The organism is Streptomyces sp. NPDC006012 (assembly GCF_042871185.1).
In the GTDB taxonomy this organism is placed as follows: Bacteria; Actinomycetota; Actinomycetes; order Streptomycetales; family Streptomycetaceae; genus Streptomyces.
In genome coordinates, this window is record NZ_JBIAIE010000008.1 from 251,923 (window position 1) to 272,836 (window position 20,914).

A 20,914-nucleotide genomic window follows, 5' to 3' on the forward strand; every position below is an offset into this window, starting at 1 on the left:
GCGGGTCCGAGGTCCACACTGTTCCCCGTGAGACATGTCATCGCCCTCGACGTGGGCGGCACCGGGATGAAGGCCGCCCTGGTCGGGGACGGCGGCGAACTGCTCTACCAGGACCGCCGCGCGACCGGCCGCGACCGCGGGCCCGAAGCGGTGGTCGAGGGTCTCCTCGGCTTCGCCGAGGAGCTGCGCGCGGAGGGCGTCGGGCGGTTCGGGGAGCCCGCGGTCGCCGCGGGCATCGCGGTCCCCGGCATCGTCGACGAGGCGGGCGGCGTCGCCGTCTACTCGGCCAACCTGGGCTGGCGCGACGTACCGCTGCGCGACCTGCTCGCCGCCCGGCTCGGCGTCCCGGTCGCGCTCGGCCACGACGTGCGCACCGGCGGCCTCGCCGAGGGCCGGATCGGCGCCGGCCGGGGCGCGGACCGCTTCCTGTTCGTGCCGCTGGGCACCGGCATCGCGGGCGCCATCGGCATCGACGGCCGGGTGGAGGCGGGCGCGCACGGCTTCGCCGGCGAGATCGGCCACATCGTCGTACGGCCCGGCGGCACCCCGTGTCCCTGCGGGCAGCGCGGCTGCCTGGAGCGGTACGCCTCCGCGGCGGCCGTGAGCGACGCGTGGGCGGCGGCGAGCGGCCGGCCCGGCGCGGACGCCGCCGACTGCGCGAAGGCCGTCGCGTCCGGCGACCCGGACGCCGTACGGATCTGGCAGGAGGCGGTGGACGCGCTGGCCGACGGGCTGGTCACCGCGCTCACCCTGCTGGACCCGCGCACGCTGATCATCGGTGGCGGGCTCGCCGAAGCCGGGGAAACGTTGTTCTCGCCGCTGCGGGACGCCGTCCGGCGCCGCGTCACCTTCCAGAAAGTCCCCTCGCTCGTCCCCGCCGCGCTCGGCGACACCGCCGGCTGCCTCGGCGCGGGGCTCCTCGCCCGGGATCTCCTCGAAACCGCTGACCCTTCGGAGGTAACCGCCTGATGGCCCTCAGTACCGTTCTTGCCGGTGCCCGGGTGGTACTGCCCACCGGGATCGTGACCGACGGCCGCGTGGCCGTCGAGGGCACGCGGATCGCGGCCGCCTCCCCCGCGGACGCCGAAGTGATCGACGTACGGGGCCACTGGGTGGTGCCCGGCTTCGTCGATCTCCACAACCACGGCGGCGGGGGCGCCTCGTTCGCCGGCACGGCCGACGAGATCCTCACCGCCGTCCGCACCCACCGGCTGCACGGCACCACCACGCTCGTCGCCTCCACCGTCACCGACGACATGGACTTCCTGGTCAAGCAGGCCGGGCTGCTGGCCGAACTGGCCGAGCAGGGCGATCTGGCCGGGATCCACTTCGAGGGCCCGTTCATCTCGCCGTGCCGCAAGGGCGCGCACTCCGAGGAACTGCTGCGCGATCCGGACCCGGCCGAGGTGCTGCGGCTGGTCGAGGCGGGCCGCGGCTGGACCCGGATGATCACCCTGGCCGCCGAGCTGCCGGGCGGCATCGACTCCGTACGGCTGCTGGCGGAGCACGGCGTGATCGCCGCCGTCGGCCACACGGACGCGACGTACGAGCAGACGAAGGAGGCGATCGACGCGGGCGCGACGGTCGCCACCCACCTGTTCAACGCGATGCCGCCGCTCGGCCACCGCTCCCCCGGCCCGGTCGCCGCCCTGCTGGAGGACGAACGGGTCACGGTCGAGCTGATCAACGACGGCACCCATCTGCACCCGGCCGCGCTGGAGCTGGCGTTCCGGCACGCGGGCGCCGGGCGGGTCGCGTTCATCACCGACGCGATGGACGCGGCCGGGAGCGGCGACGGCCGCTACCTGCTCGGCCCGCTGGAGGTCGAGGTCAGCGAGGGGGTGGCCCGGCTGGTGCAGGGCGGCTCCATCGCGGGCTCGACCCTGACCCTGGACCGCGCCTTCAAGCGGGCGGTGACGGTCGACCGGCTGCCGGTCGAGGACGCGGTGACGGCGCTGTCCGCGAACCCGGCCCGGCTGCTGGGCCTGGCCGACCGGGTGGGGTCCCTGGAGCCCGGCAAGGACGCCGACCTCGTCCTCCTCGACGACAACTTCGATCTCAAGGGCGTGATGCGGCGGGGCGAGTGGGTGGTCGCTCCCCAACTGCCCTGATCCGTCCACCGGTCAGCGCGTCGGCGAGGTGCCCGGGACCGTCCGCGGTCTGGGCCCCTCGCCTTCTGTTTGGCATGATCGTGACGAGACGCACCGCACACGTCAGCACCTCAGCACGTCAGCACGTCAGCACGTCAGCACGTCAGCAGGGCGGACGTCGGCACGGCACAGGTCAGCACGGCACGAGGGAGGTCGGCCCGGGTGATCCTCACGGTCACGCTCAACACCGCTCTCGACCTCACCTATCGCGTGCGCTCACTGCGTCCGCACGCGACGCACCGGGTGTCCGCGGTCGACGAGCGGCCGGGCGGCAAGGGCGTGAACGTGGCCAGGGTGCTCGCGGCCCTCGGCCACGAGGTGACGGTCACCGGGTTCGCCGGCGGCGGCACCGGCCGGGAGGTCCGCGAACGGCTCGCCGACACCCCCGGCGTGCTGGACGCGCTGGTCCCGATCGCGGGCGCGACCCGGCGCACAGTCGCCGTGGTCGACGAGCGCAGCGGCGACACGACCCAGCTGAACGAGCCAGGCCCGCAGGTCACCGCCACCGAGTGGGCCGCGTTCCAGGAGGCGTACGCCGGTCTGCTCGGGCCGGCGTCGGCGGTGGCGCTGTGCGGCAGCCTGCCGCCCGGGGTGCCGGTGGGGGCCTACGCGGGCCTCATACGGGCCGCCCGGTCGGCCGGTGTGCCGGTGCTGCTCGACACCAGCGGGGAGCCGCTGCGGCGCGGGGTGGCGGCCCGTCCGGACATCGCCAAGCCCAACGCCGGGGAACTGGCCGAGCTCACCGGCTTCCACGAGCCGTTGCGCGCGGCCCAGGACGCCCGGCGGCGCGGCGCCCACGCGGTGGTCGCCTCGCTCGGCCCGCAGGGTCTGCTCGCCCACACCGCGGACGGCCACTGGCGGGCCGCCCCGCCCGCCACCGTGACCGGCAATCCCACCGGCGCCGGCGACTCGGCGGTGGCGGGCCTGCTGTCGGGCCTGGTGGAGAACCTCCCCTGGCCGGACCGGCTGGCCCGCGCGGTCGCCCTGTCGGCGGCCACGGTGGCGGCGCCGGTGGCGGGGGAGTTCGACCGGCCGACGTATGAGGAGATGCTGTCGCAGACCGACGTCAGCGTGTCGGCGTGAGGTCCGTGGCAACGGCAAGAACGGAAGAAACAGCGAAGGCCGTGTGAGCCCGCTCGCGCGGACTTACACGGCCTTGGCGTCCTGCGTTCTCGGTTCAGTGGAAAGCCGCAAGGCACACACAGCCGCACTCGCACTCGCGTACGACGTACCGCCCTGCCGACGCATCCGCCTACCAGTCGGGCTTCTGCCCCTCCTGGAACAGCGCCAGCTGGTCCAGATTGAAATGGCAGGCGTCTCCCTGACCGCAGGTGACGGCCACCGTGTTCGACCCCTTGTCGAGCTGGACCGAGACGTAGGAGCGGTACCAGGCGTTCCAGTCGCCTTCTTTGCCGTAGTTCTTCAGGTCCGCCTTGTAGCTCATCGGCTTGCCGTTCACGACGGTCGTCGCGCTCGCGGCGCCCTTCTCGGCGTTGGCGTAGCGGATCCACAGGTCGTACGTGCCGGCCTTGGGCACGTCGACCTTCCAGCTCACCGAGGCCCCGGGCTGCGTCATCTGTTCGACGTACTTGCCGCCGGCTGCCTTGGCCCCGGTGTACTGGGTGCCGACCTGGGCACCGCCCGCGAGCGCCAAGGCCGCCGCGTCCTGCACGCCCGGCTCGGTGCCGGCGCTCTCCGAGGGACCGGACGAAGCCGACTCCCCGGAGCCGGAGCCGTCCGTCGCGGCGGAGGCCGAGGGCGTGTCGCCGCCCTTGGCGTCGTTCGAGTTGCCGTTGAACATGGCGATGCTGATGCCGATGACCACCGCGGCGACCACCGCGATCGCGCCGATCAGCAGCCCCCTGGTGTTCGGGCCGCGGCCGTTTCGGCCACCGCCGCCGTACGTGGGCTGCCGGGTGGCCGGGCCGCCGCCGGGGAAGGTCTCCGGGGCCTGGTAGTGGGCGTTCGACTGACCGTAGGCACCCTGCTGCTGCACGGGCGCGGTCTGGTCCCCGTAGCCGGCCGGGGGCTGCTGGCCGTAGGGGGCCTGCTGGCCGTACTGGCGCTCCCCCACCGAGCGCACCCTGTTGACCGAGTTCGGGTAGCCGTAGCCACCGGACGGCGGCTGGGCGCCCCTGGCCTGCCCGTCGGCGTACAGATAGCCGAACGGGTCGTCGTCCTCGGGCGTGCTCGCGCCGTTGTCGCCGGGCGTCATGCCTAGTACTCCTCAACAGGTGCGGGCGGATGCGGTACGGGTAGTTGGAGACGGGTGGTGAACAGCGAGCCTACCCGCTCTCACTGGGCCGAACGGGTGGCCCGATCTGCTTCAACCCACTGACCTGCACTCATCCGGCTCGCCTGTGTTGTTTGGGACGAGATCGTTTCTCGACGTACATCCGCTCGTCAGCGGATTTCAACACCTCGTCCGCAGTCATGCCGCAGTGCGCCCAGCCGATTCCGAAGCTCGCGCCGACCCGCACGGCCCGGCCCTCGGCCCGGATCGGCTGGATGATCTCGTTGCGCAGGCGTACGGCGAGGTCCTGGGCGTCGGCCTTGCCGAGGCCGTCGGCCAGGATGACGAACTCGTCGCCGCCGAGCCGGGCCACCGTGTCGCCGTCGCGCACGCCGCGCGACAGCCGCCGCGCCACCTCGATGAGGACGGCGTCGCCCGCGTTGTGCCCGAACCGGTCGTTGATCGACTTGAAGCCGTCGAGGTCGCAGAAGAGGACCGCGAGTCCCTTGGTGCCGTCGTCGCGGTCGCCCTCGGGCGCGACGACGTGCACATGGTGGTCGAAGCCGTCGTAGCCCGCCGCGCCGGAGGGAAAGTCGAAGCCGTGACCGTTCACGTCGTAGGCAGGATGGCCGTACGCGGCGTCCAGCGACTCCAGGTCGTCGACGTGCGTGGGGCGGCGGCACAGGCGGGAGGAGAGCCGCGCACGCAGCTCGGCGGAGTTCGGCAGGCCGGTGAGGGAGTCGTGCGAGGCGCGGTGGGCGAGCTGCAGCTCGCGGCGCTTGCGTTCCTCTATGTCCTCGACGTGGGTGAGCAGGAAGCGGGGGCCGTCGGCGGCGTCCGCGACGACGGAGTTGCGCAGCGACACCCAGACGTAGGTACCGTCCCGGCGGCCCAGCCGCAGCTCCGCCCGGCCGCCCTCGGCGGAGGTGCGCAGCAGCGTGCCTATGTCCTCGGGGTGGACGAGGTCGGAGAAGGAGTAGCGGCGCATCGCGGAGGCCGGGCGGCCCAGCAGCCGGCACAGCGCGTCGTTGGTGCGCAGGATGCGGCCGTGCTGGTCCCCGCCCAGCTCGGCGATCGCCATCCCGGAGGGCGCGTACTCGAACGCCTGCCGGAAGCTCTCCTCGCTCGCGCGCAGCGCCTGCTGCTCCCGCTCCAGGCGGACCAGGGCGCGCTGCATGTTCGCCCGCAGCCGGGCGTTGCTGATCGCGATGGCCGCCTGGAACGCGTACATCTGGAGGGCCTCGCGGCCCCAGGCGCCCGGGTGCCGTCCGTTGCGCGGCCGGTCCACGGAGATCACGCCGAGCAGTTCACCGGAGCCGCCGCCCTGCGCGCCGGGCGTGTTCATGGGCGCGAACAGCCGGTCGGCGGGGTGCCACTCGTCCTCGAAGCGGGGCTCGGGCCCGTCGGTGAACCACTGCGGGACGTCGTCGTCGTCGAGGACCCAGCCCTCGGTGTGCGGTATGAACCGCAGGTCGCCCCAGGACTCGCCCATGCGCAGCCGGCGCTCCCAGGACTCCCGGGAGCCGACCCGGCCGGTGATCAGGGCCTCGGCGGCAGCGTTGCCGGAGAAGGCGGCGACCACCAGGTCGCCGTCGGTACGTACGAGGTTGACGCAGGCCATTTCGTACCCGAGGGCGGCGACGGCCCCGTCGGCGACGGTCTGGAGGGTGTCCGCCAGGCTGCGGGCCGTGTTCATGTCGGCCATGGCCTGGTGCAGTTGCCGGAGGGAGGCAAGGCGGACGTAGGGCTCCGACTCGGTCTCCATGCTCGCCCTCCCCCCGAGACCTCGCAGTGAATCAAGGGTTCTGTTCGGCGTTATCTCTTCCGTGGTGCCCTTGCAGCTTCACCGCCACTGAATCACAGCGCGCTGCCCACTCGGTACACAGGGTCAACAATTCATGGCCCTTGTGACTCAAGTCACAGAAGATCATCAACCGTCGGGAAGAGTCCCGGTGTTCTTCGTCCCCTGGTCCTAGGACCAGGCTCGGGCGCAGGCCCGATGCGACGGACCCGGAGCGAAGATTAGCGTTTCCACCGTGCTGAACACTCCTTCGCCGCGCTCCACCGCCGTCCCCGGGCATGCTGAGGGGGTGAGCAACGACGAGTTCCGGGCTGCCATGTCCCAGCTGGCCGCGGGCGTGGTCCTGGTCACCGCGCAGGAACCGCCGCTCGACCCGGACGACCCGACGGCGCCGGCCGGCGAGGACGCCGGAATGACGGCCACGGCCTTCCTGTCCGTGTCCCTGGACCCGCCGCTGGTCCTGGTCAGCCTGCGCGCGGGCTCACGCATGGACGACCTGCTGGCCGAGCAGCCCCTGTGGGCGGTCTCCGTGCTCTCCGAGAGCCAGCGGCACATCGCCGGCCGGTTCGCCATGAAGGGGCGCATCAGCGACCGGCTGCTGTTCGAGGACATTCCCTACGCCCGCGGCGCGGTCTCCGACGCGCCCCTGGTGCGCGGCGCCCTCGCGACCCTGGAGTGCCGCACGCAACAGGTGGTCCCGGCCGGGGACCACACGCTGGTGGTCGGCCGCGTACTGACCGCGGAGGTGCCCAGCGCGGACGGGGGGCCGCTGTTGTACTTCCGGGGGCGGTACCGGCGACTGGGCTGAGAACAGGGCCGCGGGTAGCACCGCCACCGGCCCGCCGGACCTCACAGCGGTGCGATGCTCAGCCGGGACAGGCGGTCGTCGGGGGCGATGACGATGTCGATGGCCGCGATCCGGTCGCGTACGAAGGTGAAGGTCAGGACCCGTTCCGGACGGCCGTCCACCAGCATCACCAGGCCGGGGGCCCCGTCGACCAGGGCCACGCGGGTGAGATGGGACAGGTGCGAGAAGCGCGTCGCCCCGGCGACGACCCGCGCCGTGCCCGTCGTCACCCCGGCCGCGCTGCGGGCCACCACGTCCGGGTCGAGCACCGCGAGCAGCCCCTCGAAGTCGCCGCCGCGCGCCGCGGCCAGGAACGCCTCCACGACCTTCCGCTGCCGGGTCAGGTCGGTGCCCGGCGCCGGGGCGCCCTGCACCCGCCGGCGGGCCCGGCTGGCGAGCTGACGGGCGGCGGCCGGGGTGCGGCCGAGAATGCCCGCGACCTCCTCGAACGGCACCGCGAACAGGTCGTGCAGCACGAAGGCCAGGCGTTCGGCGGGCGTGAGGGTTTCGAGGACGACGAGGAGGGCGACGCCGACCGAGTCGGCGAGCACGGCGTCCTGTTCGGGTCCCGCGTCCGCGACGGCGACCGGCGGGCCGGACTCCAGGGGCTCCTCGGCGCGGGACCTGCGGGAGCGGAGCATGTCCAGGCAGACCCGGCCGACCACGGTCGTCAGCCAGCTGCCCAGGTTCTCCACCCGGCCGGCGTCGGTACGGCTCAGCCGGAACCACGCCTCCTGCACCGCGTCCTCGGCCTCGGCGGCCGACCCGAGCACGCGGTGGGCGACGGCCCGCAGCCGGGGCCGGTACACCTCGAAACTCCGGGCCAGGGCATCGGCCTCACCCACGCCGGCACCTGCGCCCGTGCCCACGCCCGCGTGCCCGTGCCCCGTCCCGTGTTCGCTCATCCCTGGCCACAGCCCCTCGTGCGTCGTCCGTCGTCCGTCATTCGTCATCCGGCGTGAAGATCGCCTCGCCCGTCATGGAGAGGGCGTACCTGCCGTCATGGAGACGGCGTACAGAGAGGTGACGTACGGCGGGACGGAGATGTGACACGGGGGCCCGGCTCAGTTCGTCCAGTCCCGGCCGGACCTGCCGCGCTTGGTCTGGGAGCGTTCCTTCTTCTCCCGCAGCCGCCGCTCGTTGATCCCGCGCGGGATCCGGGTCGGTTTCCGGGGCTTGGGCGGCGGCGCGGTCGCCTGGGCGAGCAGGGCCGCGAGGCGCACCGCGGCGGCCTCGCGGTTGCGCCACTGGGACCGGTGCTCGGACGCCCGGACGGTGAGCACGCCGTCGCTGAGCCGGTCGGCCAGGCGCCGCAGCGCGCGGTCCTTCCACACCTGGGGGAACGCCTCGGTCCGGGCCAGGTCGAAGCGCAACTCGACCTGCGTGTCGCTGGTGTTGACGTGCTGCCCGCCGGGCCCCGACGAGCGTGAGAAACGCCACATCAGCTCGGCCTCGGGGAGCGAGACGGAGCCACGGATGAGGTAAGGACCGGACATGCTCTCCATGGTCGCCTCATCGTCCGCCCCGCGTCACCCCAATTTGCCGGAGCCGGCGACTGGGCCAAGGAGGGTAAAAAAGGTAAAGGGATGCGGAACCTCCTGGACCCCCCTTGGCGTTCTTCCCGGTGAGGGTAGCTTCGTCCCCAGTACGAAGCCGTAGGTAAGCAACGAGGGAAGGGACTCCCAAACCATGGCTGTAAGCCTGTCCAAGGGTGGCAACGTCTCGCTCACCAAGGAGGCTCCGGGCCTGACCGCCGTCACCGTGGGCCTCGGCTGGGACGTCCGCACCACCACCGGCACGGACTTCGACCTGGACGCCTCCGCGATCGCGGTCAACACGCAGGGCAAGGTCTACTCGGACGCCCACTTCGTCTTCTTCAACAACAAGCAGACCCCGGACAACTCGATCGTCCACACGGGCGACAACCGCACCGGCGAGGGCGCGGGCGACGACGAGGCGATCAACGTCAACCTCGCCGCCCTGCCGGCCGACATCGACAAGATCGTCTTCCCGGTCTCCATCTACGACGCCGAGAACCGCGGCCAGAACTTCGGCCAGGTCCGCAACGCCTACATCCGCATCGTCAACCAGGCCGGCGGCGCCGAGATCGCCCGCTACGACCTCTCCGAGGACGCCGCCACCGAGACGGCCATGGTCTTCGGCGAGCTGTACCGCAACGGCGCGGAGTGGAAGTTCCGTGCGGTCGGCCAGGGCTACGCGTCCGGTCTGGTCGGCATCGCCCAGGACTTCGGCGTCAACGTCTGAGCCACACCGTGCCCGGCCGGTCCCGACCGCGTTGTTCCGCGGTCCGGGACCGGCCGCGCCCGTTCCGGGGGGAAGCCCATCAGGGCCCGGCTCCCCTCTGACCCCGCACTCACGCCTGCGCCGTGACCGGAGCCCGGCCGGACACCCCGGCACCGGGCCATCGATCCATCACCGGCCCACCCGACCGTCGACCCGTCGCTGGGCCGCCCGCCCGTCGAGCGACCCGCCACCGACCCCACCCGACCGTCGAGGGCCCCGTCACCGACCCCACTCGGCCGTCGAGCGACCCGTCACTGCCCCACCCGGCCGTCGACGCGCTCGCGCAACAGGTCGGCGTGCCCGCAGTGCCGGGCGTACTCCTCGATCCTGTGCACCATCAGCTCCCGTACCGCGAACCCGTCCTTCCCCAGTCGCTCGCCCAGATCCGGGTGCTCGGCCAGCGCGGCGTCGGTCGCGGCCTGTTCGCGCGCCAGGGCGGCGTACGCGGCATCCACCTCGGCCTGCTCGGCGACGGCCCCGTCGAAGTCCCCGCCGCCCGCACCGCCCGCATCACCCTCGCCACCAGGGCCACCCTCGCCGTCATCGCCACCAGGGCTGGCATTTCCGGCATTTCCGTCAGGGCCATACAGTTTCGGCAGCGGCTCGCCGTCGCCGATCCAGTTGCGCCAGTCCCGCTCCACCTCGGCGAGATGCCGGACCAGGCCGAGCAGCGACATCGTCGACGGCGGCACCGACCGCCGGGCCAGCTGCTCCGCGTCCAGACCCTCGCACTTCATCAGCAGGGTCATGCGGTAATTCGCCAGAAAGTCCTGAAGTGTGGCGAGTTCGCCGTCCGGACTGACACCATCGCCGCCGCGAGGGTCTTTGTCCGGATCAACCCACATGTCCGGATAGGTGGTCGCCTCGCTCCAGCGTGCGCTTCGGTCATCCATGCACCCCATGGTCGTGCGTGCGGACGCGCGCCCACCAGCCCCCGGACGACGTCCGCCGACGGCGCCGACCTGCGCGATGACGGGTACCACTGCAGGTAATGAGAAAGTTATGTGCATCATTAATGTTCGGCGAAATCTTGCACAACCTTCCGCCTGCGATGTGCGTCTGGTTAACGCAAGCCCATCAAGAGGTTAATGAACAGGAGTCCAGAACGTGACCGTGCGTTCCTTTGCCCGCCGGATTCGGCCGCGAGTCGAGCGGGAGGCGGCCGAGCGGGTGTGGCAGCTGCGCACCATGCGGCGGCGCCGGAGAGCAGCGGTCACGGACCCGGTGCTGCGCCCGGTCGCGGTCCGCGGCCAGCGGCTCTACGGACGGGTGGTGACCCGGTTCAGCGCGGCCGAGGCCGCCGCCGAAAACCTCGGGCTGGTCGTCGCCGCGCTGGAGAGCGAAGGCATCCCGTACTTCCTGGTGCCGGCCTCCCGCACCCGGCACACCGTCGGGGTGAACGCCGTCGACCGGGAGCGCTTCCTCACCGCCCTGGAGACGCAGAACGCGGGCAAGGCGGTGTTCATCGGCAGGCCACTGCCCGGCGGGAAGCTCAAGTATCCCGCGCTGTTCCTGGACGGCGTGCTGCCTGCCCCGCTGCGTACGTCGCCCGCGCTGCGGATCGGTGAGAACCATCTCGGGCCCGCGGGCCAGCTGCTCGCCGGGCCGGAACTCGCCTGCGACGTCGAGTTCTGGGAGGACGGGGCCGCGCTCCTCGCCTCCGACGACGGGCCCCGGCGGCTGGCCAAGGTGCAGCCGCAGGCGTCCGAGGACGTCTTCGCCGAGTCGCTGATCGCGCCGCGCAACAACGGCCTCACGGACGTCCTGCCGGCGTCCGAGCAGCAGCCGGCCACGGTCCGCGTCGGCGACCGGGAACTGCCCACCTTCGCCGCGCTCACCCTGCCGGCCGTGAACGAGGTGACCTTCCCCGTCGACGTCGTCTACACCTGGGTGGACGGCGAGGAACCGGCGATGCGCGCCAAGCGGGCCCAGTACCAGGACCGCGGCACCGTCGAGATCCTGGACAAGGAGACCAACGCCTCCCGCTACACCAGCCATGACGAGCTGAAGTACTCGCTGCGCTCACTGGCGATGTACGCCGACTTCGTCCGCCACATCTACCTCGTCACCGACGGCCAGAAGCCGCACTGGCTCGACGACCGGGCCGAGGGGATCACGGTCGTCGACCACCGCGACATCTTCCCCGAAGGCGTCCTGCCGGTGTTCAACTCGCACGCGATCGAGACCCGGCTGCACCACATACCGGGTCTTTCGGAGCACTACCTGTACTTCAACGACGACGTGTTCGTCGGCCGCCGGGTCACCCCGGAGCACTTCTTCCACGGCAGCGGCCTCATGAAGATCCCGGTGTCCCCGCTCAAGATCGGCATCGGCAAGCCGCACGCCGAGGAGACGGCCACCAACTCCGCCAGCAAGAACGTCCGGCGGCTGCTCCTCGAAAAGTTCGGCCGGATGACGACGAACAACTTCATGCACACCCCGCTGCCGCAGCGGCGCGACGTGCTCCAGTCGCTGGAGGGACTCTTCCCCGAGGACCTCCGCCGCACCACGGCGTCCCGGTTCCGCGCGCCGCAGGACATCGCCCTGACGGCCCCGCTGCTCTACCAGTACTCGCTGATGACCGGCCACGGCGTGCCGGGCAAGTTCGGTTTCCGGTACGTCAACATCAGCCGTCCGGACGCCGAAGCGCGCCTGGCCGACCTGCGCCGTACCCGCCGCTTCGACTTCTTCTGCCTCAACGACGTCGACGTACCGCCCGAGGAGCGGGAGCAGGTCGGCATCCGCATGGGCGAGTTCCTGGAGGACTACTTCCCGTTCCCGAGCCCCTACGAGAAGCAGAGCTGACCGGAACATGCCCATGGATATCCGCCACCGCCTCGCGGCGCCCGGCGGCCTGCGGGCCGTCCGGGACGTGCTGCTCCGCCTCCGGCTCAGGCTGGCGGCACGGCTGTGGACCCTGCGCGCGGCCCGGGCCCGCAGGCGCCTGCGCCGCGCCGTCCCCGGGCTGCGCCGGATCACCTGCGGGACGGCACGGCTGTACGGACAGACGGTCGCCGGCTACACCACCACCGAGGCCGCCGAAGCCGACCGCGAACGGGTCTGCGCCCTGCTGGAGGCGATCGGCGTCCCGTACTTCCTCGTCCCCGCCGAGCACGGGTACGGGTACGGCACGCCGCGGCAGGTGATCGGCGTCGAGGAAACCCACCGCGGCCAAGTCCTCGCCCGGGCCGCGCAGCACTTCGCCCGCACCGCCGCATACGTCGGCCCCGTCGGTCCGGACGACGAGGTGACGACCGCGGTGCTGTGGGCCGACGGAAAGCTGCCCAAGGCGCTGAGGCGGGCCAGGGTGCTCCGTACCGGCGTGGTGCGGCTCGGCCCGGCCGGGCAGGTCCTCAGCGGTCTTGAGGCGGGGTGCGACATCGAGTTCTGGCGTCACGGCCGGGACCTGGGCACCGCCCCGGACGCGGATCCCTCCTGGGTCACCGTGCCCGGCGGCCGGCTGACGGACGTCTTCGGCCCGGCCCTCGTCGCGCCGCGCCGCAACCGGGTGTCCGAGGTGCTGCCGGTGGCGGCGCAGCAGCCGGCCTCGGTGGCGACCGGCCGCGGTCGCGTGCCGACGTTCGCGCCGTTCGCCGAGCCGGGCATCGACGAGGTGCCCTTCCCCGTCGACGCCGTGTACACCTGGGTCGACGGGGACGACCCGGTGCTGGACGCGAAGCGCCGTGCCCACCAGGCGGTCTCCGACAACTCCATCGCCCCGCGCGAGACCGGCGCCTCCCGCTACACCAGCCACGACGAACTGAAGTACGCGCTGCGCTCGCTGGAGATGTACGCCGGGTTCATCCGGCACGTCTACCTGGTCACCGACTCCCAGGTCCCCGCCTGGCTGGACCCGGACGCGGAGGGCCTGACCGTGGTCGACCACCGGGACATCCTCCCGGCCGACGCCCTTCCCGTCTTCAACTCGCACGCGATCGAGAGCCGACTGCACCACATACCGGGTCTTTCGGAGCACTACCTCTACTTCAACGACGACGTCTTCATCAACCGCCCGGTGCGCGCCGAGCACTTCTTCCACGGCAACGGCATCGCCCGGATCCCGCTGTCCCCGCTGAAACTCGGCGTCGGCGCCCCGCACCCGCTGGAGCCCGCGCCGAACTCCGCGGGCAAGAACACCCGCGAGGTCATCCGGCGCTTCCACGGCAGATACATCACGCACAAGTCGCTGCACACCCCGCACCCCCAACTGCTGTCGGTCATGAACGAGATGGAGGGCCTGGCCATCGAGGAGTTGCAGCGGACCTCTTACTCCCGCTTCCGCTCCACCACCGACGTGGCTCCGGCGTCCACGCTGCACCACCACTGGGCGATCGCGACCGGCCGGGCGGTCCCGGCCGACTACCGCTTCCGCTACGTACAGTTGGGCACCCCGGACATGCGGCGGCGCCTGGCCCGCCTCGCGGCCGGGGAGGACGTCGACTTCTTCTGCCTCAACGACGTGGACACCGCCCCGGAGGCACGGACCGCGGCCCGCGCCGCCATCCGCGGCTTCCTGGAACGCAAGTACCCCTTCCCGAGCCGCTTCGAGTCAGAGCGCGGGACCGTACCGCGCCCGTCCGCGGCGCCGTCCGCGGAGCGCCTCCCGCAGCCCCCGGGCATCGCGTCCCGGACATAGGGTTTTGCGTATGCCGCTGACCTACATCACCCTCTCGTCCCACCGTGGTATCGCCCTCACCTCGCTGCGGCTCGACTCGACTTACGCCGGTCTGCTCGAAGGCGCACCGACCAAGCACGTCAACGACCGCATCATCGAATACCGTCTGCGCGAGGCCCGGGACGCCTACCCGGGCCGGCCCGTCCACCTCGTACCTCCCCCACGCACCCAAGGCGACAGGACCGCACTCCGTGGCGAGCCCGTGGAGAACCTGCCCGCCGTCGTCTGCATCGGCGCCTTCGACTCGAAGGAGATCGATCCCGCGCACAATTCGGGCTGGTACTCCTCCGCCCTGGTCGTCGTATGGTTCCAGGACACTCCGGACATTCCGTCCAACGACAACGCTCCCGCGGCCCTGCGTGACATCCCCTGGGACGAAGTGGCCCAGGATTTCGAGGACTGAGCCGGGGAGGCGGCCAGGCACCTGGGAAGCGGTCACGGCACCGGGAAGTGGCCACGGCAGGGAATCGGCCACGGCTCTGTCCGGGCCCGGAGTCCGGTAGGACGACAGCCTCCAGCACGACCACCCCGGGCCCGAAGTCCAGCCGGACGACCGCCTCTGACACGATCACCCCGTGCTCGACATCGGCTACGCCCTCTCCAACCGCTTCCCGGACCCGCCGCAGACGGACTACCGGCGGGCGGACGTCCACGCGCTGCGGTACGACCTGTTCTGCGGCGACGTCTATCTCGCGGACACCGAGACCGACCGCGAGTTGTCCACAGCCTGGGGATGGGTGCCGGTGCTCGACTTCGCCTGGGCACTGTGCGACATCGCGGAACGACTCGACCGGGACCCGGCGGGCTCACGGGCCGCGCGGCCACAGCGGGCGGAACTGGACTTCACCGAGTCGACCGACCGCATGTTCTTCGAGCGCCGCTTCGGCTGGGTGGACATCGCGGCCGACTGGATGCCGGCCGAGGAGTCCCCGCTGTCCTTCTCCCACACCGAACTGCGCCGCGAGGCACGGGACTTCCTGCACGACCTGATCGCCGACCTGACCGACCTGCACGAGTCCCTGGCGGAGAACCCGGCCGTCTGGACGCTGCAGGCCCGCTACCCCCGGGTGCCCTGAGCCCGGCGACGGGGCCCGCCGGTCCGTACTACCCCGACCGGGGTACCAAGCAGGCCGAGCGGCGTCGGCCGCGGTTCGACAGTGCCCCGAAGGGGCACGGGGAACCGCGGCCGACCACGACTCAGCCGCAGCCGCAGCCGCAGCCGGACGACGACGCTTCGTGCCCCTCCAACGGAGCGCTCGGCTCAGTCCAGCACCCGGATGCCCAGTTCCGCCGCCAGCAGCGGGGCCAGGTCCAGCAGCTGACCGGTGTCGAGCACCGCGCCGGACATGCGGTCCACCCCGCGGGCGATCTCCAGCGGAGCGGCGCCCCGCAGGTCCACGTCCGTGAGGGTCGCCCCGCTGAGGTCCGCCCCCTTCAGCGCGCAGTCGACGAACTCGACCCGCTCCAGACGCGCTCCCCCGAAGTCCGGTTCGACCAGGACACAGCTCTCGAAGACGACGTCCTTGAGTCTGGCCGTCCGCAGATTCAGGTAGTCGATCTTGCCGCCGCGGATCAGCACCCGTTCCAGCACGGCGCCGTGCAGCTGGGTGCCGCCGAGGCGGGCGTCGCGCAGCTCGACATCGCGCAGCGTCGCCTCGGCGAGGTCCGTGCCCACGCCCCGGATGCCGGTGAGGGAGCTGTCGAGGATCCGGGCCTTGCGCAACCGCGTCTCGTCCAGCGCGCACCCCGATAGCGCGCAGTCCATGAAGCGGGCACCCGCGCCGTCCTGGCCGACCAGGTCCGCCTCCCGGAACGCGACGCCGTCATAGTCCCCGTCCGGCTCCAACTCCTGTCCGTCGTACGGCTCCAGCGGCGGCAGCCGCAACTCGGGGCGGCGGGCCGCCCGTACCTCGCCGCTCCGGCCCGGCCCACCGGACCCACCGCCGTCTCCAGTCGCTCTCCTAGCCATCCGCCCATGCTGCACCACACCTCTGACAAACCGCCCTGACCTGCGACGACACCACCGATGTCACATTCCGGCCGACTCGCCCAGTCCTATGTCCACGAGTACTCGCAACACCGTCGCGGGCCGCCGGGCCCGAGGGAGGACACCAGCCATGCAGCCCATGCGGCGCATCACCGTCGTCGGCGGCGGCTTCGCCGGTCTCACCGCGGCCATCACCGCCGCGGAGGCAGGCGCCAAGGTCACCGTCCACGAAGCGCACCACACCCTCGGCGGCCGGGCGCGCACCGCCGAGGGCCCGTACCGGACGAACGAGGGCCCGCACGCCCTGTACAGCGGCGGCCCGCACTGGACCTGGCTCAAGCGGCGCGGACTGCTCGGCCCGCTCGCTCCCCTCCCGGCGCGGGAGGCGGCCCGGCTGCGGCTGCGCCACCACGGGGTGCTGCGCCGTACCCCGCCGTTCGCGATGCTCAAGCTGCTGCGCCCCGGTGCCCCGGCGGCCCCCGTCGACCGGGACTTCCTGAGCTGGGCGACGAAGGTGGCGGGCGAGGAGGGCGCACTGGCCGCCGCGCACTACTCCGCCGTCGCCCTCTTCCACCACGATCCGGGCGCGCTGTCGGCCGCCTTCGTGCAGGAGCGCCTGCGCCGGGCCGCCCGGCTGCCGCCGGAGGCGCACTATCCGCGCGGCGGCTGGGCGAACGTCGTCGACCGGATGGCCGCGCGGGCCTGGAACCTGGGGGTACGGATGGAGACGCTGTCCCGCGTCGACACCCTGCCCACCGACACACCGGTGATCGTCGCCACGTCGCTCGCCGCCGCCCGCCGGCTGCTCGGCGACGACACGCTGGTCTGGCCCGGCGGGTGCACGGTCCTCGTCGACGTGGCGGTGCGCACCCGGCGCGGTGACGCCTTCGCGGTGTCGGATCTCGACGCGCCCGGCTGGCTGGAACGGTGCACCGCCGCGGACCGCTCCCTCGCCCCCGCCGGTGAGCAGTTGGTCCAGGGGCAGATCCCGATCGGGCCGGGCGCGTCCCGGGCGGACGGCGTGGCCCGCGCCGAGGAACTGCTCGACCTTGGCTTCGGGGGCTGGCGCGGGCGGGTGACCTGGCGGCGGGAGGCGGTCGCGAGGGGCCGTACCGGGGCCCTCGACGTGCCGGGCACCAGCTGGCGCGACCGGCCCGGCATCGACCGCGGCGACGGCGTGTACCTCGCCGGGGACCAGGTCGCGGCGCCCGGCGTCCTGTCGGAGGTGTCCTTCAACAGCGCACTCGCCGCCGCGTCACTGGCCCTCGGCCACCGCGCGCTCGGCCTCCGGCGGGCTTGACCTCAAGCGTGCTTGAGGTCGAAGAGTGGGTCCGCGCACGGAAACCGGTGCACGTGGGGCAGCGCAACGAAAGAAACCCCCGTAAAGCCCTCGAACCACCAAAACCGCTGAACCCTCTGCACCCACTGCACCCACTGCACCCACTGAAACCACCGGATCAACGATGGGGAGCCCATGCACGCCATCCGCCTGCACGCCTTCGGCCCGGCCGAGAACCTGGTCCACGAGGAGGTCGCCGACCCAGCCCCCGGACCGGGCCAGGTCCGCATCGCCGTGGCCGCCGCGGGGGTCCACCTCCTCGACACCTTCCTGCGCCAGGGGCACCGGGGCCCGCTGCCCGAGCCGCCCGCCCTGCCGACCGTCCCGGGCCGTGAGGTGGCCGGTGTCGTGGACGCGCTCGGCGAGGGAGTGGCCGGGCTCTGGCTCGGCCGGCGCGTGGTGGCCCATCTCGGATCCGTCCCCGGGGGCTACGCCGAGCTGGCCGTCACCGAGGTCGACCGGGTCCACGACATTCCGGAGAACCTGGACTGCGCCGAAGCGGTCGCCCTGATCGGCACGGGCCGTACGGCGATGGGGATCGTGCAGTTCGCCGAGCTGGACCCGGACTCGGTGGTCGTCGTCCCGGCGGCGGCGGGCGGCATCGGCACGCTGCTGGTGCAGTACGCGCGGCACGCCGGAGCCACGGTGGTCGGGCTGGCGGGCGGACCCGAGAAGGTCGCGCGGGTACGGGCGAACGGCGCCGACATCGCCGTCGACTACACGGATCCCGGCTGGCCGGCCCTGGTCCGCGCCCAGTTGGGCGGGCGACGGGCGACGGTTGTCTTCGACGGGGTGGGCGGGGACGTGGCCCGGGAGTCGGTCGCGCTCCTCGGTGACGGCGGCCGGCACATCGTCTTCGGCTGGTCGGCGGAGGGCATCGGCGCGGGCCGCGGCCACCTCGTCGAGGGCGTCTCCGATCAGATACTCGGCCCGGTGATGCTGGGCCGCGCGGGCGGCGCCAACCCGGTGCGCACACTGGAACTGCGCGCCCTCGCCGAGGCCGCCGCGGGACGGCTGCGCCCCGCCGTCACCCGATTCCCGCTCGCCGCGGCGGCCACCGCCCACCGGGCGCTGGAGACACGCGGGACGGTTGGCAAGGTGGTCCTGGAACCGTGACCGGCCCGAGGCCGTGCCTGCCACAAGGCCCTACCGGGTCAGTCTTCCGGCCGACCCGCGTTGCCGCTACCTCCTCTTCGCCTTGGTCGTCCCCCCTCGCTGAGCAGCAAGAATTCGGGTTATGGTCTGCTCGGAATCGACCGTTAGATCAACCTGGCCCGTCGGCCGCGGCCCCTGCGGGAGAGTCTGGTGAGCGGCCCGCGCAACTGCCGCGTTGGCGTCGACGCTCGGCAGAGTCTGGTGAGCGGCCCGTGCAACTGCCGCGTTGGCATCGACGGCAGGGGAGGACACCGGGGCGGGCGGCCTGGGTTTCGGGGGGTTGTCGAGCGTGCTGATCAATGCGGTGCTCAATTGCCGCGCCCGATTCGCATCACCTGCTTGAGCCGCTTTTGTCAGCTCCTCGGCCAGACTCGCTACCGACCGCCCGTCCCTCCACTCCGGCCTGGGCTCGTTCGCATGGGTGCCGAGCCTGCTGTTCGACGCCGTGCTCAATTGCCCAGCCGGATCGGATACCGAGCCTTCGTCCTGCGGCATCGACCGCGACGGTTTCAGGCGACCTTGGGGATCCTGGTCTCTCATCTGCTTCACCCCTCCTTTTCTCTGCTGCCGACGGTATGGAAGGGGAAACGGCGCTGCGTTGCAGGAGGTTCAATACCTGCGACGGTGCCCATGCACTCCTGAGCACGAGCCCCACTCTTGGATCCGTCCGGGTCGTCCAGCAACTGGAGGAGTTGCGCCGGCTGCTTGAGCGGCACAGGGAGTATCCACCGGTACGGGAATACCTGGTGCGCTTCGATGACACGCGCAGAGCGAGAATGCTGCTCCTGGCCGATCTGATCCCGTCGTCATCGGGAGGCACCTCCGCATAAGGCCCACCACCCCCACCCCCGCCGACCCTGAAGCGTGGAACGCCTACCTCGCGGAGGGCAACGCCAAGCAGGCCCGCAAGCGCGTGGCCGCCGACGTGCTGTTGCGTGATGCCGCCGGGCGCGTCCTCCTGGTGAACCCGAACTACAAGCCCGGCTGGGACCTGCCCGGAGGGATGGCGGAGGCGAACGAGCCCCCGGAGGATGCGGCAAACCGGGAACTGATCGAAGAACTCGGCTTGCGGGTGACCGTGCGGGGGCTGCTGGTGGTCGACTGGGTCGCCCCGCACGGCCCCTGGGACGATCAGCTCGCGTTCATCTTCGACGGCGGCACCCTCGATGGCAGTACGGCTCCCGCGTTGCGGCCCCGGGACGAGGAACTGTCCGAGGCTGTTTTCATCGAGCCCCATGAGGCGTTGCGCCGGGTCGGTGACCGTATGCGGCGACGGCTCACGGCCGCTCTGGACGCGGTGACGGATGGCCGCCCCCGCTACCTCCGCGACGGCGTACCCGTGGCATAGACCCGTCGGCGACGTATCAACCCCGTGCGGCCCTCCATCACGGTCGCCCCCGGGACCCGCCATCGGCCTGGGACTCCGTCGTCGCCGGACCTATCACCCCGCCCCCAGCCCGCCCAACGCCCCGTCCGTGAGCCGATACACCGTCCACCCGTCCCGCGCGGACGCGCCGAGCGCGGGTCCTCCAGGTGGATGCCGTGGACGCCGCGCGGCGCCCTGTTGGTCGGTGTTTCCAGTAAGGCGGTCATGATGTGCTGTCCTCCTCGTGGTTGGGGTGGGTCGACCCACGGGCGCCCGGACTTTCCCGGGCTGAGGACCGGGGTCGGGGCAGGTCGCCGGTCCGGGTCCTGCCCGTACCAGCAGTCTTCGCAGTAGCCCCTCTCGTGAAGATGCGTGGACACCTGCGCCTGCCGCTCCTTCGGGCTTTCCGCTCCGGCTGCCGACCGCCATCAGTCGCCGTCATAGCAGAGCAGCGAGACGAAGAAGGCCGTGACCGCAAGGACGTAAAGCAGTTGCCCTGCGACCATCCGCCGTCCGATCCGGGAGCGTCGGCGGGACGGACGGGTGGCGTCCTTCAACGCCTCGTCCAAGTCGTCAAGGATCACCGGTCCGCCCGCTTCACGGTGAGTTCGGCCCAGCAGCGTTTCCCCCACGGGCGGGATGCCGGGCCGAGCCGGTCGTAGCCCCATCGGTCGCTCAGTGCCTCGATGAGCAGGAGCCCGCGCCCGCTCTGTTCTTCAGCGGACGGCGTGAGCAACTCGGGAAGGCGGTGGGGGGTGCGGTCGACGACCGCCAGATACACCCGCTCGTCGCTGGGCCGGTCGATGATGATCCGCACGGTGGGACCCCGGGCATGGCGGACCGCGTTGGAGACGAGTTCGGCCATCACCAGTGCTGCGGCCCTGGTCACTTCGTCCCCAAGGCCCCACGCGGCGCACGCGGTGCGGACCAGGCCACGGGCCAGGGGTGCCGTCTGTCCGGTGCGGGGATGGGTTTCGCTGTAGCCGGGATGCCCGTTCGGGCGGGGTCTGGTCGTCGTCATCGTCATGGATCACGCCTTGGGCAGGGGTCGGGGGCA

At 72.0% G+C, this 20,914-nt stretch carries 20 protein-coding genes; 12 read left to right on the forward strand and 8 right to left on the reverse strand.

What is annotated here, in order from left to right; genetic code table 11:
- Positions 1-27 precede the first annotated feature (27 nt).
- The 3 genes from ACFYPJ_RS17860 (at position 28) to ACFYPJ_RS17870 (ending at position 3,233) form a co-directional block, all read left to right on the forward strand.
- On the forward strand, positions 28-969 hold the full coding sequence (locus tag ACFYPJ_RS17860) for an ROK family protein (protein ID WP_389017450.1): 942 nt from the start codon (positions 28-30) through the stop codon (positions 967-969).
- The gene (nagA, locus tag ACFYPJ_RS17865) at positions 969-2,111 is read left to right on the forward strand and encodes an N-acetylglucosamine-6-phosphate deacetylase (RefSeq protein WP_389017453.1); all 1,143 of its coding nucleotides are present in this window, start codon (positions 969-971) and stop codon (positions 2,109-2,111) included. The genes ACFYPJ_RS17860 and nagA overlap by 1 nt, the downstream gene beginning before the upstream one ends.
- A 201-nt stretch (positions 2,112-2,312) precedes the next feature.
- A complete protein-coding gene (locus tag ACFYPJ_RS17870) occupies positions 2,313-3,233 on the forward strand; it encodes a 1-phosphofructokinase family hexose kinase (protein WP_389017456.1) in 921 nt (306 codons plus the stop codon).
- 169 nt (positions 3,234-3,402) lie between these two features.
- Here the strand turns inward: ACFYPJ_RS17870 and ACFYPJ_RS17875 are convergent, their stop codons facing one another.
- Complete coding sequence (locus tag ACFYPJ_RS17875; RefSeq protein WP_389017459.1) at positions 3,403-4,365, reverse strand: carbohydrate-binding protein; 963 nt, start codon at positions 4,363-4,365, stop codon at positions 3,403-3,405.
- A gap of 130 nt (positions 4,366-4,495) precedes the next feature.
- Positions 4,496-6,148: a diguanylate cyclase CdgB gene (cdgB, locus tag ACFYPJ_RS17880; RefSeq protein WP_389017462.1), complete on the reverse strand. Its 1,653-nt coding sequence runs from the start codon at positions 6,146-6,148 to the stop codon at positions 4,496-4,498.
- A 271-nt stretch (positions 6,149-6,419) separates the two neighbouring features.
- Between cdgB and ACFYPJ_RS17885 the strand changes: the two genes are divergently transcribed.
- Positions 6,420-6,992: a flavin reductase family protein gene (locus tag ACFYPJ_RS17885; RefSeq protein ID WP_389017465.1), complete on the forward strand. Its 573-nt coding sequence runs from the start codon at positions 6,420-6,422 to the stop codon at positions 6,990-6,992.
- A 41-nt stretch (positions 6,993-7,033) separates the two neighbouring features.
- Here the strand turns inward: ACFYPJ_RS17885 and ACFYPJ_RS17890 are convergent, their stop codons facing one another.
- Positions 7,034-7,876: a sigma-70 family RNA polymerase sigma factor gene (locus ACFYPJ_RS17890; RefSeq protein WP_389017468.1), complete on the reverse strand. Its 843-nt coding sequence runs from the start codon at positions 7,874-7,876 to the stop codon at positions 7,034-7,036.
- Between the two features lie 219 nt (positions 7,877-8,095).
- Entirely contained in the window at positions 8,096-8,536 is a 441-nt protein-coding gene (arfB, locus tag ACFYPJ_RS17895) for an alternative ribosome rescue aminoacyl-tRNA hydrolase ArfB (RefSeq protein ID WP_389017471.1), read from the reverse strand.
- A 184-nt stretch (positions 8,537-8,720) separates the two neighbouring features.
- Between arfB and ACFYPJ_RS17900 the strand changes: the two genes are divergently transcribed.
- On the forward strand, positions 8,721-9,296 hold the full coding sequence (locus tag ACFYPJ_RS17900; RefSeq protein WP_020940795.1) for a TerD family protein: 576 nt from the start codon (positions 8,721-8,723) through the stop codon (positions 9,294-9,296).
- Positions 9,297-9,586: 290 nt separating this feature from the next.
- Here ACFYPJ_RS17900 and ACFYPJ_RS17905 read toward each other — a convergent pair whose 3' ends face one another.
- Positions 9,587-10,237, reverse strand: coding sequence for a DinB family protein (locus ACFYPJ_RS17905; protein ID WP_389017587.1), 651 nt, complete (start codon positions 10,235-10,237; stop codon positions 9,587-9,589).
- A gap of 205 nt (positions 10,238-10,442) precedes the next feature.
- Between ACFYPJ_RS17905 and ACFYPJ_RS17910 the strand changes: the two genes are divergently transcribed.
- From ACFYPJ_RS17910 to ACFYPJ_RS17925, 4 genes are all read left to right on the forward strand, one after another.
- A complete protein-coding gene (locus tag ACFYPJ_RS17910; RefSeq protein WP_389017474.1) occupies positions 10,443-12,140 on the forward strand; it encodes a stealth family protein in 1,698 nt (565 codons plus the stop codon).
- Positions 12,141-12,147: 7 nt separating this feature from the next.
- On the forward strand, positions 12,148-13,971 hold the full coding sequence (locus tag ACFYPJ_RS17915; RefSeq protein WP_389017477.1) for a stealth conserved region 3 domain-containing protein: 1,824 nt from the start codon (positions 12,148-12,150) through the stop codon (positions 13,969-13,971).
- Between the two features lie 10 nt (positions 13,972-13,981).
- Positions 13,982-14,413, forward strand: a complete 432-nt coding sequence (locus ACFYPJ_RS17920; protein WP_389017480.1) for a hypothetical protein — start codon at positions 13,982-13,984, stop codon at positions 14,411-14,413.
- Positions 14,414-14,585: 172 nt separating this feature from the next.
- Positions 14,586-15,086 (forward strand): hypothetical protein, encoded by a 501-nt coding sequence (locus ACFYPJ_RS17925; RefSeq protein ID WP_389017483.1) that lies wholly within the window; start codon positions 14,586-14,588, stop codon positions 15,084-15,086.
- 185 nt (positions 15,087-15,271) lie between these two features.
- Here ACFYPJ_RS17925 and ACFYPJ_RS17930 read toward each other — a convergent pair whose 3' ends face one another.
- Entirely contained in the window at positions 15,272-15,979 is a 708-nt protein-coding gene (locus ACFYPJ_RS17930; protein ID WP_389017486.1) for a pentapeptide repeat-containing protein, read from the reverse strand.
- A gap of 157 nt (positions 15,980-16,136) precedes the next feature.
- Between ACFYPJ_RS17930 and ACFYPJ_RS17935 the strand changes: the two genes are divergently transcribed.
- From ACFYPJ_RS17935 to ACFYPJ_RS17945, 3 genes are all read left to right on the forward strand, one after another.
- Positions 16,137-17,297 (forward strand): NAD(P)-binding protein, encoded by a 1,161-nt coding sequence (locus tag ACFYPJ_RS17935; RefSeq protein ID WP_389017590.1) that lies wholly within the window; start codon positions 16,137-16,139, stop codon positions 17,295-17,297.
- Between the two features lie 174 nt (positions 17,298-17,471).
- Positions 17,472-18,452 (forward strand): zinc-binding dehydrogenase, encoded by a 981-nt coding sequence (locus tag ACFYPJ_RS17940; protein WP_389017489.1) that lies wholly within the window; start codon positions 17,472-17,474, stop codon positions 18,450-18,452.
- A gap of 865 nt (positions 18,453-19,317) precedes the next feature.
- Entirely contained in the window at positions 19,318-19,839 is a 522-nt protein-coding gene (locus ACFYPJ_RS17945; RefSeq protein WP_389017593.1) for an NUDIX domain-containing protein, read from the forward strand.
- Between the two features lie 446 nt (positions 19,840-20,285).
- Here the strand turns inward: ACFYPJ_RS17945 and ACFYPJ_RS17950 are convergent, their stop codons facing one another.
- Both ACFYPJ_RS17950 and ACFYPJ_RS17955 read right to left on the reverse strand, forming a co-directional pair.
- Positions 20,286-20,426, reverse strand: a complete 141-nt coding sequence (locus tag ACFYPJ_RS17950; RefSeq protein WP_389017491.1) for a hypothetical protein — start codon at positions 20,424-20,426, stop codon at positions 20,286-20,288.
- A gap of 11 nt (positions 20,427-20,437) precedes the next feature.
- Complete coding sequence (locus ACFYPJ_RS17955; protein ID WP_389017494.1) at positions 20,438-20,884, reverse strand: ATP-binding protein; 447 nt, start codon at positions 20,882-20,884, stop codon at positions 20,438-20,440.
- Positions 20,885-20,914 lie beyond the last annotated feature (30 nt).

Bases quoted from the DNA above. Each gene is read 5' to 3' on its own strand.
- nagA (WP_389017453.1), top strand. From the start codon at position 969: ATGGCCCTCAGTACCGTTCTTGCCGGTGCCCGGGTGGTACTGCCCACC.
- ACFYPJ_RS17875 (WP_389017459.1), bottom strand. From the start codon at position 4,365: ATGACGCCCGGCGACAACGGCGCGAGCACGCCCGAGGACGACGACCCG.
- cdgB (WP_389017462.1), bottom strand. From the start codon at position 6,148: ATGGAGACCGAGTCGGAGCCCTACGTCCGCCTTGCCTCCCTCCGGCAA.
- arfB (WP_389017471.1), bottom strand. From the start codon at position 8,536: ATGGAGAGCATGTCCGGTCCTTACCTCATCCGTGGCTCCGTCTCGCTC.
- ACFYPJ_RS17900 (WP_020940795.1), top strand. From the start codon at position 8,721: ATGGCTGTAAGCCTGTCCAAGGGTGGCAACGTCTCGCTCACCAAGGAG.
- ACFYPJ_RS17905 (WP_389017587.1), bottom strand. From the start codon at position 10,237: ATGGGGTGCATGGATGACCGAAGCGCACGCTGGAGCGAGGCGACCACC.
- ACFYPJ_RS17915 (WP_389017477.1), top strand. From the start codon at position 12,148: ATGCCCATGGATATCCGCCACCGCCTCGCGGCGCCCGGCGGCCTGCGG.
- ACFYPJ_RS17920 (WP_389017480.1), top strand. From the start codon at position 13,982: ATGCCGCTGACCTACATCACCCTCTCGTCCCACCGTGGTATCGCCCTC.
- ACFYPJ_RS17930 (WP_389017486.1), bottom strand. From the start codon at position 15,979: ATGGCTAGGAGAGCGACTGGAGACGGCGGTGGGTCCGGTGGGCCGGGC.
- ACFYPJ_RS17935 (WP_389017590.1), top strand. From the start codon at position 16,137: ATGCGGCGCATCACCGTCGTCGGCGGCGGCTTCGCCGGTCTCACCGCG.
- ACFYPJ_RS17940 (WP_389017489.1), top strand. From the start codon at position 17,472: ATGCACGCCATCCGCCTGCACGCCTTCGGCCCGGCCGAGAACCTGGTC.
- ACFYPJ_RS17955 (WP_389017494.1), bottom strand. From the start codon at position 20,884: ATGACGATGACGACGACCAGACCCCGCCCGAACGGGCATCCCGGCTAC.